We start from the raw sequence: 17,558 nt of genomic DNA, 5'->3' as shown, positions 1-17,558 counted from the left end.
GGAGGTGGCCGTGACACCTCGACGGCGAGACCTGGGACGCCCCGGACGGACGCGCGGATCCGTACCCGCGCGCCCGCTCATGCGAGGAACACGAGCTGCGCGGCGGTGAGGATGTCGAAAACACCGCACCACTCCGCGTACGAACGCGACACGACCGCGTTCCTCCTGAGGTGTACGAAGTCCCAGACGCCGTGCAGGAACCAACCAGCCGCGACCAGATGGCGGCCCAGGTCGGGCTCCACCATCAGCGCGGCCAGGACCAGAGCGCCGAATCCGATCATTCCCAGGGACTGCGCCCGGAACGAGCCCGAGCGGCGCAGGTCGCCGGAGACGGCGCCCCACACCAGGACGGCCAGTGCCACGACGGCGACCACGACCGGTACGGCGACCACGTCCAGTGTCCGCAGGACCAGGTAGAGGACGACGGAGACGAGGAGCGCCGGCCACGACGCCTCCCGTCGCCGGATCTTGGCCACCACGAGGTAGACCAGGGGCAGGAGCAGCAGGATCTCGGTGAGCGCGGTGATCTCCCCCGCCGAGGAACCTCCGGCCGACGCCGCCGACACCGCCGACACGGCCGCCGTCCCGCCCGCCAGGACGGTCGGCCAGCGCCGCAGCACGGCCTTCCAGCGAGTACCGCGCGCCATGACGTCAGACACGGGAGGGACCCCCGTACTCGTCGCGGCGGCGGAGCATCACCAGGAGCATGAGCGGGAGCATCAGGACGTGTTCCAGCAGGAGCAGCGCGTCACCCGAGATCACCCCCATCCACAGCAGCGGGAACAACGCGAGGGCGGAAACGAGCATGGCCCCGGCCATCTCCAGCGTCGCGGCCCAGCCGTGACCTCGGTACCGCATCCAGACGATCATCCCGGCGGACATGTTGACGGCCATCTCCGAGGCGACCACCTCCGGTCGCGCCGGTAACTCCAGGCCCGTGAGCGCCAGCCCGGCGCGCACGGCGGCACCGAGCACCGCCATGCCGACGACCATCGCCGCGAGCATCTCCAGGTAGTGGCGCCAGAACGGCCACCAGGTGCGGACATGGACGGTTCTTACTGTCATCTCGTGCTCCTCCGGTGTACGGGGTCGGGGTACGTGCCCCCAGACTGCGGGAGGGCGGCAGCCGCCAGTAGTGGCGAAACGGCACGTCCCGGCATGGTCGTGTCACGAGATTTCGTGACATTTGTCATCGGGGCACCCCATGGCCTCCACCTGGCGGGGGACAATGGCCGCGTGCGTGACGGGCCGAGTGAGCAACCGATTCAGCAACCGATTCAGCAGCCGGGTCAGCACGGAACGGGACTCAGCGGTTTCCGCCGCTACACCTGGTGGAGCCTCACCGGGGGCATCACGGTCTCCCTGGTGCTCTTCGTCAGGGCCTGGGCGATGGACGAGGGCGTGCCCTCCCAGATCAGGGGCGTCACCGGCCTGGCCCTCGCCGTGCTGATCGTGTCCGTCGGCGTGCTGCTCGGCCGCCGGCTGCCGCGCGTACCCGGTGACGAGCGGGACCGGTTCCGCGCCTCACCGACGCGCGAACGGGCCGCCGGGCCGCCGGTGGGCTGGTTGGTGACAGGGGGTCTCGCGACGACCGTGCTGGGCGCGGTCCCGCTCGCCTCGCGCGACGACGGGCTGTGGGCGGTGGCACCGGCGGTGATGGTGTCGATCACGGCGATGTTCCTGCGGCCGGCGCACCGGCGCACCCTCATCGCCGGTGCGGTGGTCGTCGCGGCGGCACTCGGCGGGTCCGTGGCCCTCGCCTCGGGGGACTCCGACTGGCTCCTCGCGGTGGCCTTCCCCGTCGGCACGGTCGTCTCCTTCGCCTGGATGGCGCTGGGCATGCTGTGGGCCTGGGACGTCGCCGACCGGCTGGACCAGGCACGGCGCCTCGCCGCCGAACTGGCGGTCAAGGACGAGCGGCTGCGGTTCGCCGCCGACCTGCACGACATCCAGGGACATCACCTGCAGGTGGTCGCGCTCAAGAGCGAGCTGGCCGAGAGGCTCGCCGAGTCCGATCCCGCCCGGGCCGCCGCGGAGATGCGGGAGGTACGGCGGCTCGCGTCCGACGCGCTCCGCGACACCCGTGCCGTGGTGCAGGGATACCGGCGCACGACCCTGGAGGACGAGATCGCCAACGCCGCGAAGGTGCTGACCGCCGCAGGCATCGACACGGCCGTGGAGCACGGCCGGGCCGGCGGGGCGGACACTCTGCCCGAGCCCGCCCGCCACATCCTGGGCCTGGTGATGCGCGAGGCCACCACCAACGTGCTGCGCCACAGCCGGGCGCGTCGGGCACGCATCGCCTACGACGTCGAGGACGGCCGCGCCCGGCTCCGGATCGGCAACGACGGCGTCGAGGACGGTCGCCTCCAGCGGGGAGCGGGCGGTGAGGGAGCCGAGAAAGGCCACGCCCGGCTCCGGATCGATGGCGAAGGGACCGACGGCGAAGGGACCGACCGCGACCGTGCCCGTCGAGGCGTCGGTGGCGAAGGAGCCGAGGAGGACCGCGCCTGGCAGGGGGGCGCCGAGCGGCCCCCTGCGGGAGCGGGCACCGGCACCGGGCTGCGCTCCCTGACAGAACGGCTGGAGCGGGCGGGCGGCACGCTGGACTGGCGGTGCGACGGCGACCTCTTCGAGGTGGTGGCCGCCCTGCCCGCCGACGCGCACGCGTACCCGGCCGAGGCGGGCGCACGGTGATCCGGTTGCTGGTCGCCGACGACGAGGACCTCATCCGAGGGGCCCTGGCGGCGCTGCTCTCACTGGAGGACGACCTGGACGTCGTCGCCGAGGCGGCCACCACTACGGACGCGGTGCGCCTGGCACGCGAGCGGCGACCGGACATCGCCGTGCTCGACCTGGAGATGCCGCCCGCCGACGGGCTGCGCGCCGCGCAGGCGATCCGCGCCGAGCTGCCCACCCGGATCGTCCTCGTCACCCGGCACGCCCGGCCCGGCGTGCTGCGGCGAGCCCTCGCCGCGGGGGTGAGCGGGTTCGTGCCCAAGACCACGCCCGCCACCCGGCTGGCCGAGATCATCCGCGACGTCGCCGCAGGCCGGCGCTACGTGGATCCCGACATCGCCGCCTCCGCGCTGTCGGAGGACGACTGCCCGCTGTCCGAACGGGAACTGGAGGTGCTGCGCGCGTCACGGGCGGGCGCCTCGGTCAACGAGATCGCGGCGCAGGTCCATCTCGCCCCCGGCACGGTCAGGAACTACCTGTCGGCGGCGATGGCCAAGCTCGGTGTCGGCTCCCGCCACGCCGCCGCGCACCGCGCCTGGGAGGAGGGCTGGATCTAGGTCTCGCCCGCCGCGTCACGGTGAACACGTCACCCTTGGAACCTCCCTCCGCCCAGGTGAGGCAGATGGTCTCTCCTGGGCCAGGAAGACGGGTCGGTCCCCGCCGGTGTGGCACCGGCGGGGACCGCGTTCACCAGGACCCGGAGGCCGGGCGCCCCGAGGGCACCCCGGCGCATCCGGGATGGCGCGCTCAACGCTGCTCGGGCGGGCGCTGCCCCATCGAACGGCGCAACTGCTCCAGCTCGGCCTCCAGACCGGCGATGCGGGTGTTGGCCCCCGGGCCCCCTGCGCTCCCGGGGCCGGGCTGGGGGTTCGGCGGACCGTAGGGCGAGTGCGGCCGGACCGCCCGGGTCTCCTCCGGCGCGGCCGGGAGCGGATAGGGCGCCCGCTGCTGGTACTGCTGCGGCGCGCCGTACGGCTGTCCCTGCTGTCCGTACTGCGGCTGCCCGTACGCGGCACCGCCGTGCACCTGTGCCGCGTAGCCGGGCTGCGCACCGTAGGGGGTGGGCGGGAACGGGGCCGGTCCCCTGGAACGGCGCCTGCCCCTCGCGACCGCCACGATCGTACCGATCACGAACAGGACGACCAGGCCGCCGCCACCCCACAGCAGCCACGGCAGGATCGGCGTGCCGCTCTCGTCCTTGCCCGCGGTGATGGCCTGCTGGGAGTCGCTGATGTACTTGGCGACGTACGGATGGTTCGGCTGCAGCGCCTGCACCTCGCGGAACCTGGGCAGCGCGTCGGAGTACCTGTTCTGGAAGAACAGGTCGAGCGCCTCGTTGTAGGCCTTCGTCGTCGTCGACTCGACCGGCTTGATGTTCTTCTCGTTCAGCTTCTCCTTGACGATGCTGACCGGCAGCACGAAGCTCTCCGCCTCGGTGGAGCCGCCGTCCTGCTGGACCAGGCCGCCGACGAGGACACCGATCACCTTGCCGTTCTTGGCGAACACCGGACCGCCCGAGTTGCCGGGATAGGAGGGCGCCTGGGTCTGGATGTACGGCACCCCTTCCGGGGTCTGGCGGGCGGCGTTGTAGGGCCCCTCGGTGAAGGCCGGATCGAGCTTGGACTCCAGGTTGAAGATCGAGGTCTGCGTCACCGTGCCGGGGAACCCGCTGATGTAGAGGGTGTCGCCGACGCGCACGTCGGAGTCCTCTCCCAGCGGCACGGTCGGCAGATTGTTCTGCCCGTTGGCCTTGAGGATCGCGACGTCCTTGCCCGGGTAGACCGTCCCCTTGGCGACGAGCTCGATCGGCACCGTCTTGGTGGTCTTGTCGACGCCGCCGCCCGGCAGGCTCTGCAGCAGCGAGAGCGAGCTCTGAACGTTGCGGATCTTGATGTTGTCCGCGTTCCAGATCTGGAAGATCTTCGTCGCCGTCCTGAGGATCTCCTCGTCGGAGGCGATGTCCCCGAGGTCGGCGACCAGGTCGGCGGCGTCCTTCTCGTTGATCTTCGTGAGTGCCTGTGCCGCGAAGGTCCGCGCCAGTTCGGTCTCCTCCTGGCCGACGCAGTGCGCCGCGGTCACCATGTAGCCGTCCGGCGTGACCCACCAGCCGGTGCACAGCCCGCCCGCCGTCGCCTCGACGACCCGCTCACGCCCGCCGGGCGAGAAGTAGCGGCCCGGGTCCTTCGCCATCTGCTGGACGACCCAGCGGTAGATGCTGTTCTCGTCGGAGGAGATCTTGCCGCTCTGCACGGCGTTCACTCCCTGCTGGGTGAGGACCCTGATCGCCTCCAGGTTCGCCTCGGGCGTCGGCACGGCCACGTCGGCCGTGTAGGACACCGAGGTCAGCTGGACGGCCGGGTGCGTCCTGGCGGCCAGCCACGTCCCGACGGGGACGTCGACCTCCTTGGGTTTCGCCACCGCGGTGCCCGGCAGCACCAGCGTGCTCGCCAGCACCAGGCCGGCGACGGCGCTGATTCTTCCCCACATCTTCGTACTCTCCCAAAACTCGCTTCCCAGGCGAGAGCATGGCGGAGGCCACTTGGGGAGGACTTGGAAGCGACTGGGACGGCGTCCCGCCCTTCAGCCGCGACCGGCGCCGACGAGTTCCCTGTCCGGCTCCTCCGCCTCCTCGTCCTCCTCGTGGCCTTCGACGGAGAGGTTGGGCAGGATACGGTCCAGCCAGGCGGGGCACCACCAGTTGGCCCTGCCGAGCAGGGCCATGGTCGCCGGGACGAGCAGTCCCCGGATGATCGTGGCGTCCACCGCGATGGCCACCGCCAGTCCGACACCGAAGATCTTGACCATGGGGTCGGGGTAGGCGATGAACGCGACGAAGACCGAGACCATGATCAGGGCGGCGGAGGTGATGACCCTACCGGTCGACCCCAGCCCCTCGGCCACCGCCCTGCGGTTGTCGCCGTGCCTCAGGTACGCCTGCCGCACGGCCGTGAGCAGGAAGACCTCGTAGTCCATCGACAGGCCGAACAGGATCGCGAACAGCATCAGCGGGATGTAGCTGTCGATCGGCACCGTGAAGAACACCGTGCTCAGGTACGAGTCGTCCGCGCTGACCGGCGTGTCCATGCCGACCAGGCGGCTGCCCAGTCCCAGGGAGAAGACCAGCGAGAGCGCTCCGAAGGCGGCGCCGAGGGAGATCAGGTTCATCAGCGCGGCCTTGATCGCGACGACCGGCGAGCGGAACGCCAGCAACAGCAGCAGCGCGCTCAGCAGGACCACGACGCCGACGACCAGCGGCGTGCGTCCGGCGATCCTGTCGCCGGCGTCGGCCATGCCGGCGACCTGACCGCCCACGTGCACCTGGGCGCCCTCGACGTCGAGGGCGCGCACCGCCCTGACCACGTCGAGCGCCCGGGGGTCACTCGGAGCGTAGTCGGGGATCGCCTGCACCAGCGCCGCCGTGCCGTCCTCGTTGAGTACGGGATCGCCGACGTGGGCCACTCCCTCGACGTCCGCGACGCGGTCCTTCAGGTCGCGCAGCACGGCCGGGGTCGGTTCCCGGTCGACGACCTTCGTGTCCAGGTCCGCCACCACGACGAGCGGGCCGTTCATGCCGGGTCCGAAACCGGCCTGCAGGAGTTCGTAGGAGCGTCGGGTGTCGGTGCCGCGGTCGGCGTAGCCGTTGTCGATCGTGCCCAGCTTGATGGCGAGGGCGGGTGCGGCCAGCGCGCCCAGCAGGACGATGCTGAGCGCGAGCACGCTCCACGGCCGCCTGGCCACCCAGTTGCCCAGCGAGGTCCAGCCCGACGAGCCGTGGTTGCCCTGTCGTCCCATGAACGGCAGGCGCAGCGCGTTGACCCGGTGCCCGAGCAGGCCGAGCAGCGCGGGGACCAGCGTGACCGAGGTGACCACCGCGCAGACGACCGAGATGCCGGTGATCCAGCCGAGTGTCTGCAGCAGGGGGAAGCCCGCGAGCATGAGCGCGCTGAGCGCGATGATCACCGTGGCTCCGGCGAACACCACCGCGCCGCCGGAGCTCGCGACCACCCGGCGGACCGCCTCGCGGACCGGCAGGCCGTCGGCCAGCAGCTTGCGGTGCCTGCTGAGCAGGAAGAGCGCGTAGTCGATGCCGACGCCGAGACCGATCATCGTCGCCATGATCGACGCCTGCTTGGGCACGTCCACGACGTGGCCGAGAAGGCTGACCACGCCGAGTCCGGTCGCGATGCTGACCAGCGCGGTGAAGATCGGGATCATCGCGGCCACCAGGGTGCCGAACGCGAGCAGCAGGACCAGCAGCGCGCAGATCACACCGATGATCTCGCTCGTCCCGGTCTTGATCTCCTTGTCCGCCGGGTTGGCCGAGGCCGCGGGCACCGCCTCGATGCCCGCGGCCCGTGCGGGCTCGGCCGCCTCGGAGAGGAGTTTGGTGGTCTCGGCCAGCTTGGTGGTGTCGTTCCCCTCCAGCTTGACCGCGATGATGCCGATCTCCAGGCTGGGGGCGAGACCGCCCACCTGGTAGGGGGACTTCACCTCCACCACGTGCGGCACCTCGCGGATCAGGTCCACGGCGCGTTCCACCGCGCGCTTCCTGGTCTCGGAGATGAGGGGGCCGTCGGGCGAGTAGAGGACGATCTGGGCCGAGCCGCCGGCTCCGTAGCCGGGGCCGAAGCCGTCCTTCATCAGGTCGACGGCACGCTGGGCGTCCGTGCCGGGGATGCTGACGTCGTTGCTGACCGGTCCCGGGAAGAGCACGGAGCCCGCCGTCAGCAACGCCGCCGCGATCACCCACAGGGCCAGCACGGCCTTGCCGTGCCGCGCGCACCAACTTCCCAGCCGCCCCAGCAAACCAGACATCGGTGACCGCCCCGCTTTTGGAGTATCAAACATCCTGAAAACTCGTACTGTACGCTCGTACAGTACCTACGGGAGAGCGTAGGGGGATAAATCGGTAAATGCTGTAAGCAGCGTGGGACTGAGACGATGACCACACCTGAGCACGGGCACGAAACGCGGGAGCGAATTCTCGACGCCGCCCGTCAACTGTTCGCCGAGCGCGGTTACGCCGCGACCTCGCTGGCCGACATCGCCTCCGTCGTCGGCCTGACGAAGACGGCCGTCGCCTACCACTTCCATCCCAAGGACCGTCTGGCCACAGAGCTGATCGCACCCGCGGGCCAGGACATCGTGGCTCTGATCGAGGACGACTTCACCGACGACCGCGCCTTCGTCGAGGCCCTGGTGACCTTCACGGTGAGGCATCGGGCGATCATCCGGCTCATCATGGAGGACATCCACTGCGCCGACGACGCGCCTCCCGGCTCCCCCGGCGAGGCCATCCGCGCCTTCCGCGACGCGATCTACGACCGTCTGGCCGGACCCGACCCCGACCCCGCCCGCCAGGTCTGGGCGTGGGCCACACTCGGCTCGCTCCAGTCGGTGATCAAGACGATCGACCTCCCCCAGGAGGAGGTCAGGAAGACCCTCCTCGCCACCGTCCTCGCCTCCCTGTGAACACCCCGGGCACGGCGCCGCACGCGGCTCCTCCCGGGCGTGACCACGCTGGACGGCGCTGAACTCTCCACGCCTGCCTCCGAAGGTCCCGCCACCCCGGTCCCCTCACATCGGGCCGGGACGGCGAACCCTCACCGCGTTCGACCGGCCCTCAGGTGTATCGGGCCGAAGGAGCGCCTCACCCGGAAGGAGCCGCCTCCCCGGGAACGGACGTCGGCGGGACCGTGGGGTCGGGGGGCTCGATGGTCTCCCCCGGGTCCGGCCCAGGTCCCGGTCCCGGGCCCGGACCGCTCTGCGCCTCGACCCCGACCGTGAGCACGATCGTCGCGCCTGGTCTCGCGCAGGTGCCGGCCGCCACGCTCTGCGCCAGCACCACTCCGTCCTGGGCCTCGTTGGTGACCAGACGCGCCCGCGTGCGCACCGCGAAACCCGCCCCGCCGAGGGTGTTGGAGGCGTCGGTCGCGCCCTGACCGGTGACCGGCGGCACCGGAACACCGTGCCTGGAGACGACGAGCGCCACCGCGCTCCCCGGAGAGACGCGCCTGCCCGCACCGGGAGTGCTCGCGAGCACCCGCCCGGCCGGCTGGTCCGAGCAGCGTGTGCTGACCCCGCCGGAGACCAGCCCGGCCTGGGCGAGCGCCGCCTCGGCGCCTCCCCTGGCGAGACCGACCAGCGTGGGCACCTGGGTGCCACCGGAGACCTGCAGATCGACCCTGCCCTTCTTCGGCAGGGCCGTCCCCGGCGCCGGGCTGCTCGCGAGCACCTCCCCGAGCGGCCGGCCCGAGTCGACCGCCTTCACGGCCCCCGCGACCAGTCCGGCCCGTTTGATCAGGCGCGCCGCCTCGGAACGATCCAGCCCGATGAGCGCGGGCACGACCACCGTGGCGGCGGGGGGCGACAGCGGGGAGGATTTGACGCCCTCCGCGCGCGGGGGCCCGGCAGGGACGGTCGGCACGACCGGGAGAGGTTTGATCGGAGCGCTCGCCCTGCCCTCGTGCGACGTGGTGCCGCCCTGGGCCGTGGCCTCCACCACGGGGACGATCGGCGGCGCGGACGCGCCTCCCGGCGCCACACCGCTCAGTGCAGGAACCAGCACCCCCACCAGCACGGCGGCACTGACGAGCAGCGCGCCGGAGACCGCGACCGAGGCCCTGGTCGCCGCACGCCCCGGATGAGTCCGGGGCTCGTCGAACTTCTCACCCTCCGCGGGGAACGCGCGCCCGCCGGACCTCGCGCCCGCCGAGGACGCACCGCCCGATTCGCCGGACCGGCCGGCCCCGGCCCGCCGGGCGGACCCGGAGACGCTCCATCGGCCGGAAGCGCCCGTGAGACCGGACCACCCCGAGGGGCCAGAGGCGTCAGGCCCGCCGAGCACGGCCGGGAACCCCGGCACCGGCGACAACCGGGACCCGACCACCGAGCGGCCCCCGTCGTCGCCGAGCAGCGCGAGCAGCAACTCCCGGCTGGTGGGGCGGTTGCGGGGATTCTTGTCCAGGCAGTCGACCACCAGCGCGCCGAGCAGCCCGTCGAGACGGCCCAGTTGCGGGGCCGCGGTGAGAATCCGGTTCAGCACGGCCGCGATCGAGTCCTGTCCGAAGGGCGCCTGGGCGTTGGCGGCGAAGCACACCGTGGCCCCCCAGGCGAAGACGTCGGCCGCCGGATCGATCTCGGCGCCCTCCACCTGCTCGGGCGCCATGTAGGCGGGGGTGCCCGCGCCGCGCCCGCTCTGGGTGGCCGCGGCGTCCAGCGCCCTGGCCAGCCCGAAGTCGATCACCCTTGGCCCGTCGGGACCGAGCAGCACGTTCTGAGGCTTGAAGTCGCGGTGCACGATCCCGGCCCGGTGGATGGCCGCCAGCGCGGTCGCCGTGCCGATGGCCAGGCGCTCCAGCCTGCCTCCCTCGCGGGGCCCGCTCACCGCGACCTCGCGGTGCAGCGACGGGCCGTCGACGTACTCGCTGACGATGTAGGGCCGGTCGCCGTCCAGCCCGGCGTCGATCACCTGGGCCGTGCAGAACCTGGCGACCTGCTTCGCCAGCTCGACCTCGCGCAGGAAGACGTCGGGATCCTCCCCCACCGAACCGTGCAGAAGCTTGACCGCGTAGGGCTCGGAGCCGGTGCCGGGGCGCACCCCGACATAGACCACCCCCTGCCCACCCTCTCCGAGACGCCCGATGATCTCGTACTCACCGAGCCGTGCCGGATCCCCCGTTTTGAGCGGCTGCGCATACGGCACGCGAGCCTCCCCTCGCCGCCACCCTTCTCACTCAAGAAGAAGCATCGCCGACAGTCAACGGGGATGAAGGTCTTGTCTTCCTCACCGTGACACTCATGTGATGCTCAGGTCAGGGCAAGACACAACACATCCCCCGAATACGCAGCCGCCTTTATTCTCCCTGCCCGCCATGTCGCTCCGCGGACCAGCCGGTAGCCTGGCGAGGTGCTTGAAGCGATCAAAGCCACCCGTTATGTGACACCTCTGCGTGAGGGTGGCTCGCTGCCCGGGATCATGGAGGCGGACGACCTCGGCACCCACGTCGTGAAGTTCCGCGGCGCGGGGCAGGGCCGCCGGGTCCTCGTCGCGGAGATCGTGGCCGCCGGGCTGGCCCGGCGTCTGGGGTTCCGTACACCCGAGCTGAAGGTGATCGACGTCGATCCGCAGCTCGGCGCCCGCGAGCCCGACGAGGAGATCCAGGACCTGCTCAGGGCGAGCGAGGGCAACAACCTGGCGGTCGACTTCCTGCCGGGCGCGCTGGGCTTCGAGCCACTCGCCTGGCCCCCCGAGCCCGGGTTCGCCTCCCGCCTGCTCTGGTTCGACGCGCTGATCCACAACGTGGACCGCAGCTGGCGCAACCCGAACCTGCTCCTGTGGCACGGCGACACCTGGCTCATCGACCACGGCGCCGCGCTCTGGTTCCACCACAACTGGCCCTCGGCCAACCCGCTGCGCGACTTCGACGCGAGCGACCACGTGATGGCGCCCTTCGCCACCCTGATACCCGAGGCCGACGCCGAGTTCAGTGAGATGATCACCAGGGACCTGCTCGACGGGGTGGTGGACGAGGTTCCCGACGAGTGGCTGGAGGACGAACCGGGGTTCGACGGGGCGCAGGCGGTGCGGCAGGCGTACGTCGAGCATCTGCTGGCCCGCGCCCAGGGGCCGCGCACCTGGCTGCCGGGGCCCGCGGCCCAGGAGGCGGGACAGGACCAGGAGAGGAAGACCGGCTCGGTGGGCGCGTTCTGGAGGGACAACCGGTGAAGGACGTCTACGAGTACGCGATCATCCGGGTCGTCCCCCGCGTGGAACGCGGCGAGCTGATCAACGCCGGGGTGCTGCTCTACTGCCAGCCCCGCGGCTACCTGTGCGCCCGGGTGGAGCTGGACGAGGCGCGCCTGCGCGCCCTCGACGACAGCGTCGACCTCGAAGGGGTACGGCACGCCCTCGGCGCCTACCAGCGCTCCTGCGGCAGCGACTCGGGGCCCCTGACCAAGGAGCCGCTGGGTAGCCGCTTTCGCTGGCTGACCGCCCCGCGCAGCACGATCGTGCAGACCGGCCCGGTCCACGCCGGCCTCACCGAGGACCCGGAGACGGAGCTGGAGCGCCTCGTGACCCGGCTGGTCCGCAGCCCCTGACCGGCCCGAGATGTCCGGCCCCGGAGGTTCGACGTTGGTTCGAGGCCGCCCGGGTCGCCCGCCCTCGGGAGATCGGCGCCGCTCGCCGACGTGATCGCCACATTCCGGCCCGGCCGGGCGCCCCTGGGGCGGCCCAGATGGTCCGGCCTCGGAAAACAGAGGGCGGTCTTGGGAGAGCACGGACGTGTCCGGGGGCGGGTTTCAGAAGAGCACGGACATGAAGGTGCCGACCTCGACGAAACCCGCCCTGCGGTAGGCGGCCCTGGCGGGGGCGTTGTAGTCGTTGACGTACAGCGAGACCACCGGCGCGAAGTAGTCGAGCGCGTGCTTGACCACCGCGGCCATCCCCGCCACCGCGTGGCCGCGGCCGCGCAGGTCGGGGTGGACCCAGACACCCTGGATCTGGCAGGCGTGCGGCGTCACCGCGCCGATCTCGGCCTTGAAGACGACCCTGCCGCCCTCGATGCGGGCGTAGGACCTGCCGATCCTGATCAGCTCGGCGACCCTGGAGCGGTAGAGGGCGCCACCGTCCCCCGCCTCGGGGGAGACGCCCACCTCCTCGGTGAACATCGCCACACAGGCCGGGAGCAGGATGTCGAACTCGTCGGGCCGGACGCGCCGCACCAGCGGGTCGGCGGGTACCGGCGACGGCTCGGCGATCACCATGACCGGCTGCGCCCAGCGGATCGCGCGGGCAGCCCCCCAGTGCGGCTCCAGCCGCTCCCAGAGCAACTCCACCGCGTCCGCGGGGCCGACGATCGAGGAGCAGCGGCGGCCCTGCTTGCGCGCACGATCGGCGAAGGCGTGGACGGCGTCCGTACCGGCGTTGACCGGAACCAGGTTCGCCCCGGCGTAACAGATGGAGGTCAGGCCGCCGCGCGGCCCGAACCCCCACATCTGGCCACCGAGCCTGGCCGGATTGAGCCCGACCGAACGGACCCTGGAGGCGACGAAGACATTGCCGACGGGATCGGTGTCGAGAAGCGCCAGGACCTCGTCTCGATCGTTGTCGTCGAGCACGCGCGACGCCGTTGTGCGCAGCATCACGTGCTCAGCCTACGCGACCCCCTCGATTTTGGCAGGAACCAACACAGAGCCTCTCATCTACCTGCTTTGGCCATCTCTTTCCACCGAGTGCCTCACCGTGTTCCCAACCATGTGCCCCGCCACGCGACCTGCCGCGTGACCGGCGGGGACGCGGACGGGCGCGGGAGCGGCCACCGGCACGGGGGCGGGGACTCCCGGACAGCGGGCGTCAGGGGCCGAGGTCTGACGGGTGCCGGGAAGGGTGCCGTCCCTGAGGTAGGCGGCGAGGCGCCGGTCGACGCAGGCGTTCCCGTTGAGCGCGATCCCGTGGTTGCCGCCGGGCACGGCCAGCAGCCGGGAGCGGGGGAACAGAGCGCGCATCCGCACCGCCCCGGCGTACGGGGTGGCGGCGTCGCGCTGCCCCTGGATCAACAGGACCGGCGGCAGCTTGGCGTCGTCGTGAATCCGTACCGGAGTCCCGGCCGGCTGGGGCCAGAACGCGCACGGCGCGTTGTACCAGGCGTTGGGCCAGGTGAGGAAGGGCGCCCTGGCGTGGACCCTGGTCATGTCGGTCCGCCAGTGTGCCCAGTCGCGCGGCCAGACGGCGTCGCGGCACTGCACCGCGAGATAGACCGCGTAGTTGTTCTCGTCCTTGTCGTCGTTCACCGCGTGCTTGCGGTAGGCGTTGACCAGAGGAGTCGCCTCCCCCTTCTTGACGTAGGCGGAGAATGCCTTGGCCAGCTGCGGCCAGATGACGTCGGAATAGCCGCCCAGGGTGTAGACGTCGTCGAGCTCGCTCGGACCGACCACCCCTCCGGCTGGGCGGCCGCCCAGCCGGGCCCGCATGGCGTCCCAGGCGAAGGAGACCGCCTTCTCCGTGGCACCGAGCCGGTAGACCGGGTTGTGGCGGGCGACCCACTTCAGGAAGTCCTCGTGCCTGTCCTGGAAGGCGACGCTCTGGTCGAGGTTGGAGCGATACCAGATGCCGCGCGGATCGACCACGCTGTCCAGGACGAGCCGCCTGAGCCGGTCCGGGAAGAGCGTCGCGTAGACGGCCCCGAGATAGGTCCCGTACGAGTAACCGAGGAAGCTGATCTTCGACTCGCCGAGGGCCGCCCTGATCACGTCCATGTCCCTGGCGGAGTTCTCGGTGGTCATGTGCGGCAGCATCCAACTCCAGCGCTCGCCGCACGCCTCGGCGTACCTGCGGGCCCGGCCGATCAGCACGTTCTCGTCGCGCCTGGTGACCGGCACCTGGTCGGGACGCGGCGCCTCGTAGTACTTCTTGGGATCGACGCACTTCAGCGCGGGATCGCTCGCCCCCACCCCGCGCGGGTCGAACCCGATCACGTCGAACCGGTCGGCCAGGCCGTCGGGAAGCCCTGCCACCACGGTCCTGACCAGGTCGCGGCCGGACGCCCCGGGGCCACCCGGGTTGACCAGCAGCGCGCCGAGACGGTCGTGCACCGCCCTCCCCCTGATCCGGTTCAGGGCGATGCCGATGGTCTGCTGCGGGTTGGCGTAGTCGAGCGGCACCCTCAGGGTGGCGCACTCCATCGGGTTGGCCCCCCCTCCGGTGGACACCACCCCGGTCACCGGAACCCCGCCCTCGCAGGAGCCCCAGACCAGCCCCTCCCTCGCCTTTCTCTCCTGGGCCACCGCCCCCTGCGGCACCCCCATCGCCACGGCCAGCATCGCGATGCTCGCGGCGATCCCGACGACCCTCTTCTTCACTGTGTGATCCCCCTACTCATACGGCAGAGGCGATGGTCTCCCGAGCGCGGCACGGTCATCCTGAACACAGCCGAACACCTGGCAAAGTGTAGTCAGATAATTGCTAACTGTAATGATCGAAGGTGAAGCGGCCCGATTGAGGGGCCATGAACGCCGACAGCGGCCATCGGGGCCCCGATGGCCGCGGCGACCCGCCCGCGCCGCGGTACGGGTGCGGCGAGGTGCGGCGCCCGTAAGACCGGCGAGTACACAGCTCCGGCCGCGCCTTGAGGCGAGGCGGCGCGGGGCTGAACGCCAAAGGAAACCGCCCGCCCCGGCGCGAACGCGATCTTCGGGGACGGGCGGAGGGGAACTTCGCGGCAGGGCGGCCGTCTGCCCCGCTCTCCGCACGTGCCGCGCCGTCGCGGTCGGCGGCTGTATCCGCCGCGAGGAGGTGGTCACCCCGGGGCGGACGGGAGCACGTGCGGGATGCGGGGTCAGCCTCCGACGACGACCTGGGGTCCGGGGGCGTCGTCGTCGAGGTCGACCTCCACGCCCATCTCCTCCGCGAGGCGCAGGGCCTCCTCGATCAAGGTCTCGACGATCTGCGACTCGGGGACGGTCTTGATGACCTCGCCCTTGACGAAGATCTGGCCCTTGCCGTTGCCGCTCGCGACGCCGAGGTCGGCCTCGCGAGCCTCGCCGGGACCGTTGACGACGCAGCCCATCACCGCGACGCGCAGCGGGACCTTCAGTCCTTCGAGCCCCGCCTGGACCTGGTCGGCGAGGGTGTAGACGTCGACCTGGGCGCGTCCGCAGGAGGGACAGGAGACGATCTCCAGGCCGCGCTCGCGCAGGTTGAGCGACTCCAGGATCTGGTTGCCGACCTTGACCTCCTCGACCGGAGGGGCCGACAGCGACACACGGATGGTGTCGCCGATGCCCTCGGCAAGCAGGGCGCCGAAGGCGACCGCGGACTTGATCGTGCCCTGGAAGGCCGGACCGGCCTCGGTGACGCCGAGGTGGAGCGGGTAGTCGCACCGGGCGGCGAGCAGGCGATACGCCTGGACCATCACGACCGGGTCGTTGTGCTTGACGGAGATCTTGATGTCACGGAAGCCGTGCTCCTCGAACAGCGAGCACTCCCAGAGCGCCGACTCCACCAGCGCCTCGGGGGTGGCCTTGCCGTACTTCTGGAGCAGGCGGGGGTCGAGCGAACCGGCGTTGACGCCGATCCTGATCGGCACGCCGCGCTCGGCCGCCGCTCGGGCGATCTCACCGACCTTGTCGTCGAACTTCTTGATGTTGCCGGGGTTCACCCGGACCGCCGCGCAGCCCGCCTCGATCGCGGCGAAGACGTACTTCGGCTGGAAGTGGATGTCGGCGATCACCGGGATCTGCGACTTCCTCGCGATGATCGGCAGCGCGTCGGCGTCGTCCTGGGAGGGGACGGCGACCCTCACGATCTGGCAGCCCGAGGCGGTCAGCTCGGCGATCTGCTGGAGCGTCGCGTTGACGTCGGCGGTGACCGTGGTGGTCATCGACTGGACGGAGACCGGCGCGTCCCCGCCCACGGGGACGGAGCCGACCATGATCTGACGGGATATGCGTCGCTCGGCGATCGGCCTGGTCCTGACGGACGGGATTCCGAGAGCAACAGAAGTCATTTTCAGCCCTTGAAGAGTCGACGACATTCATCAGTCTAGGCAGTCCCGGTGAGCTCGCGTGCCCGTATCCTCGCCCAGGAGTCGGCGTCGAGCACCTCGGCGACCGAGGCGGCCTCGGTCACCGCGTGCTCGGAGACCACCGCCGCCACGGTGTCGACGATGCCGGGGAACGGCAGGCGCCCGGCCATGAAGGCCTCGACACAGACCTCGTTCGCGGCGTTGTAGACGGCGGGGGCGGTGCCGCCGGCCTCGCCGACGTGCCTGGCCAGCGCGACGGCGGGGAAGGCCTCCTCGTCGAGCGGCTCGAACGTCCAGGTGTGCGCCGCGGTCCAGTCGACCGCGGCGGAGGCGTCGGCGACCCGCTCCGGCCAGCCGAGGGCGAGGGCGATGGGCAGGCGCATGTCCGGCGGGCTGGCCTGGGCGATGGTCGAGCCGTCGACGAACTCGACCATCGAGTGGATGACCGACTGCGGGTGGACGACGACCTCGATGCGGTCGAAGCCGATGTCGAAGAGCAGGTGGGCCTCGATGACCTCAAGGCCTTTGTTGACGAGTGTGGCGGAATTCACCGTGATGACCGGCCCCATCGACCAGGTGGGGTGTGCGAGGGCCTGCTCGGGGGTCACGTCCGCGAGGTCCGCGCGCGACCTGCCGCGGAACGGCCCGCCGCTCGCGGTGACGACCAGGCGGCGTACGGCGGAGGCGTCGGGGCCGGCGGGGCCCGCCGCCCACAGGCACTGGGCCAGCGCGGAGTGCTCGGAGTCGACGGGGATCAGCTGGCCGGGTTTGGCCAGGCGTTTCACCAGCGGCCCGCCGACGATCAGCGACTCCTTGTTGGCGAGCGCGAGCACCCGGCCCGCCTCGAGCGCGGCCAGCGTGGAGGTCAGCCCCAAAGCCCCGGTGATTCCGTTGAGTACGACGTCGGCGGGCCAGGCGGCGGCCTCCGCCACCCCCTCGGGGCCGATCAGCACCCGCGCGCCCACCCCGTGCGCGGCGAGGGCCTCTCGCAACTCCGGCAGCGCGGAGGGGTCGGCGACGGCGACCACGTCGGGCCGGAACTCGGCCGCCTGCCTGGCCAGCAGATCGACCCGGCCACCGTAGGCGGCCAGCGCGGCCACCCGGAACCTGCCGGGGTTGCGGGCGATGACGTCGAGGGACTGGGTCCCGATGGACCCGGTCGAGCCGAGCAGGACGACGGAACGAACGGTGTCTGGCTGCACCGCCCCATTCTCCCGGCTCGGACCGCGCTGTCGAATCGGCCGTACCGGGGTGAATCGGCCCCCGTCCGCGATCCGACGCCCCAAGGGATCG

Annotated in this window: 14 protein-coding genes; 5 read left to right on the top strand and 9 right to left on the bottom strand. The window is 71.5% G+C overall.

All coding sequences use genetic code 11. The annotated features are described in order from the left end of the window. Positions 1–77: 77 nt before the first annotated feature. A complete protein-coding gene (locus tag ACIBH4_RS34990; protein ID WP_362501046.1) occupies positions 78–659 on the bottom strand; it encodes a hypothetical protein in 582 nt (193 codons plus the stop codon). Next, positions 652–1,065, bottom strand: coding sequence for a hypothetical protein (locus ACIBH4_RS34985; RefSeq protein WP_362501044.1), 414 nt, complete (start codon positions 1,063–1,065; stop codon positions 652–654). The genes ACIBH4_RS34990 and ACIBH4_RS34985 overlap by 8 nt, the downstream gene beginning before the upstream one ends. 171 nt (positions 1,066–1,236) lie before the next feature. On the opposite strand from ACIBH4_RS34985, the gene ACIBH4_RS34980 reads away from it, so the two are divergent. Continuing rightward, on the top strand, positions 1,237–2,697 hold the full coding sequence (locus ACIBH4_RS34980) for a histidine kinase (protein WP_362763873.1): 1,461 nt from the start codon (positions 1,237–1,239) through the stop codon (positions 2,695–2,697). Further along, positions 2,694–3,296, top strand: coding sequence for a response regulator transcription factor (locus ACIBH4_RS34975; protein WP_362501040.1), 603 nt, complete (start codon positions 2,694–2,696; stop codon positions 3,294–3,296). The genes ACIBH4_RS34980 and ACIBH4_RS34975 overlap by 4 nt, the downstream gene beginning before the upstream one ends. Positions 3,297–3,486: 190 nt before the next feature. Here ACIBH4_RS34975 and ACIBH4_RS34970 read toward each other — a convergent pair whose 3' ends face one another. Continuing rightward, positions 3,487–5,226: a serine protease gene (locus ACIBH4_RS34970; RefSeq protein WP_362501038.1), complete on the bottom strand. Its 1,740-nt coding sequence runs from the start codon at positions 5,224–5,226 to the stop codon at positions 3,487–3,489. Positions 5,227–5,319: 93 nt separating this feature from the next. Further along, complete coding sequence (locus ACIBH4_RS34965; RefSeq protein ID WP_362501036.1) at positions 5,320–7,554, bottom strand: MMPL family transporter; 2,235 nt, start codon at positions 7,552–7,554, stop codon at positions 5,320–5,322. A gap of 126 nt (positions 7,555–7,680) precedes the next feature. Here ACIBH4_RS34965 and ACIBH4_RS34960 point away from each other — a divergent pair, with 126 nt between their 5' ends. After that, positions 7,681–8,211 (top strand): TetR family transcriptional regulator, encoded by a 531-nt coding sequence (locus ACIBH4_RS34960; RefSeq protein ID WP_362501034.1) that lies wholly within the window; start codon positions 7,681–7,683, stop codon positions 8,209–8,211. 178 nt (positions 8,212–8,389) lie between these two features. Here the strand turns inward: ACIBH4_RS34960 and ACIBH4_RS34955 are convergent, their stop codons facing one another. After that, positions 8,390–10,444: a PASTA domain-containing protein gene (locus tag ACIBH4_RS34955; RefSeq protein WP_362763870.1), complete on the bottom strand. Its 2,055-nt coding sequence runs from the start codon at positions 10,442–10,444 to the stop codon at positions 8,390–8,392. Between the two features lie 204 nt (positions 10,445–10,648). On the opposite strand from ACIBH4_RS34955, the gene ACIBH4_RS34950 reads away from it, so the two are divergent. Both ACIBH4_RS34950 and ACIBH4_RS34945 read left to right on the top strand, forming a co-directional pair. Continuing rightward, positions 10,649–11,467: a HipA family kinase gene (locus ACIBH4_RS34950; RefSeq protein WP_362501030.1), complete on the top strand. Its 819-nt coding sequence runs from the start codon at positions 10,649–10,651 to the stop codon at positions 11,465–11,467. Further along, positions 11,464–11,841 carry a DUF3037 domain-containing protein gene (locus ACIBH4_RS34945; protein WP_362501028.1) on the top strand — a complete coding sequence of 126 codons (378 nt, stop codon included), beginning with the start codon at positions 11,464–11,466 and terminating at the stop codon, positions 11,839–11,841. The genes ACIBH4_RS34950 and ACIBH4_RS34945 overlap by 4 nt, the downstream gene beginning before the upstream one ends. A 201-nt stretch (positions 11,842–12,042) precedes the next feature. Here ACIBH4_RS34945 and ACIBH4_RS34940 read toward each other — a convergent pair whose 3' ends face one another. From ACIBH4_RS34940 to dxr, 4 genes are all read right to left on the bottom strand, one after another. After that, positions 12,043–12,885 carry a GNAT family N-acetyltransferase gene (locus ACIBH4_RS34940; RefSeq protein WP_362502204.1) on the bottom strand — a complete coding sequence of 281 codons (843 nt, stop codon included), beginning with the start codon at positions 12,883–12,885 and terminating at the stop codon, positions 12,043–12,045. Positions 12,886–12,945: 60 nt separating this feature from the next. Next, positions 12,946–14,601 carry an alpha/beta hydrolase gene (locus ACIBH4_RS34935; protein WP_362763867.1) on the bottom strand — a complete coding sequence of 552 codons (1,656 nt, stop codon included), beginning with the start codon at positions 14,599–14,601 and terminating at the stop codon, positions 12,946–12,948. Positions 14,602–15,077: 476 nt separating this feature from the next. Further along, the gene (ispG, locus tag ACIBH4_RS34930; RefSeq protein ID WP_362763864.1) at positions 15,078–16,247 is read right to left on the bottom strand and encodes a flavodoxin-dependent (E)-4-hydroxy-3-methylbut-2-enyl-diphosphate synthase; all 1,170 of its coding nucleotides are present in this window, start codon (positions 16,245–16,247) and stop codon (positions 15,078–15,080) included. Positions 16,248–16,282: 35 nt separating this feature from the next. Beyond that, complete coding sequence (gene dxr / locus ACIBH4_RS34925; RefSeq protein WP_362501022.1) at positions 16,283–17,467, bottom strand: 1-deoxy-D-xylulose-5-phosphate reductoisomerase; 1,185 nt, start codon at positions 17,465–17,467, stop codon at positions 16,283–16,285. Positions 17,468–17,558 lie beyond the last annotated feature (91 nt).

Source organism: Streptosporangium sp. NPDC050284, assembly GCF_044459525.1.
Classification (GTDB): Bacteria; Actinomycetota; Actinomycetes; order Streptosporangiales; family Streptosporangiaceae; genus Streptosporangium.
The sequence above is the reverse complement of the archived record's forward strand: the minus strand, read 5'-3'. Positions and strand labels throughout refer to the sequence as shown.

Bases quoted from the DNA above. Each gene is read 5' to 3' on its own strand.
- ACIBH4_RS34940 (WP_362502204.1), bottom strand. From the start codon at position 12,885: ATGCTGCGCACAACGGCGTCGCGCGTGCTCGACGACAACGATCGAGAC.
- ACIBH4_RS34985 (WP_362501044.1), bottom strand. From the start codon at position 1,065: ATGACAGTAAGAACCGTCCATGTCCGCACCTGGTGGCCGTTCTGGCGC.
- ACIBH4_RS34965 (WP_362501036.1), bottom strand. From the start codon at position 7,554: ATGTCTGGTTTGCTGGGGCGGCTGGGAAGTTGGTGCGCGCGGCACGGC.
- ispG (WP_362763864.1), bottom strand. From the start codon at position 16,247: ATGACTTCTGTTGCTCTCGGAATCCCGTCCGTCAGGACCAGGCCGATC.
- ACIBH4_RS34960 (WP_362501034.1), top strand. From the start codon at position 7,681: ATGACCACACCTGAGCACGGGCACGAAACGCGGGAGCGAATTCTCGAC.
- ACIBH4_RS34970 (WP_362501038.1), bottom strand. From the start codon at position 5,226: ATGTGGGGAAGAATCAGCGCCGTCGCCGGCCTGGTGCTGGCGAGCACG.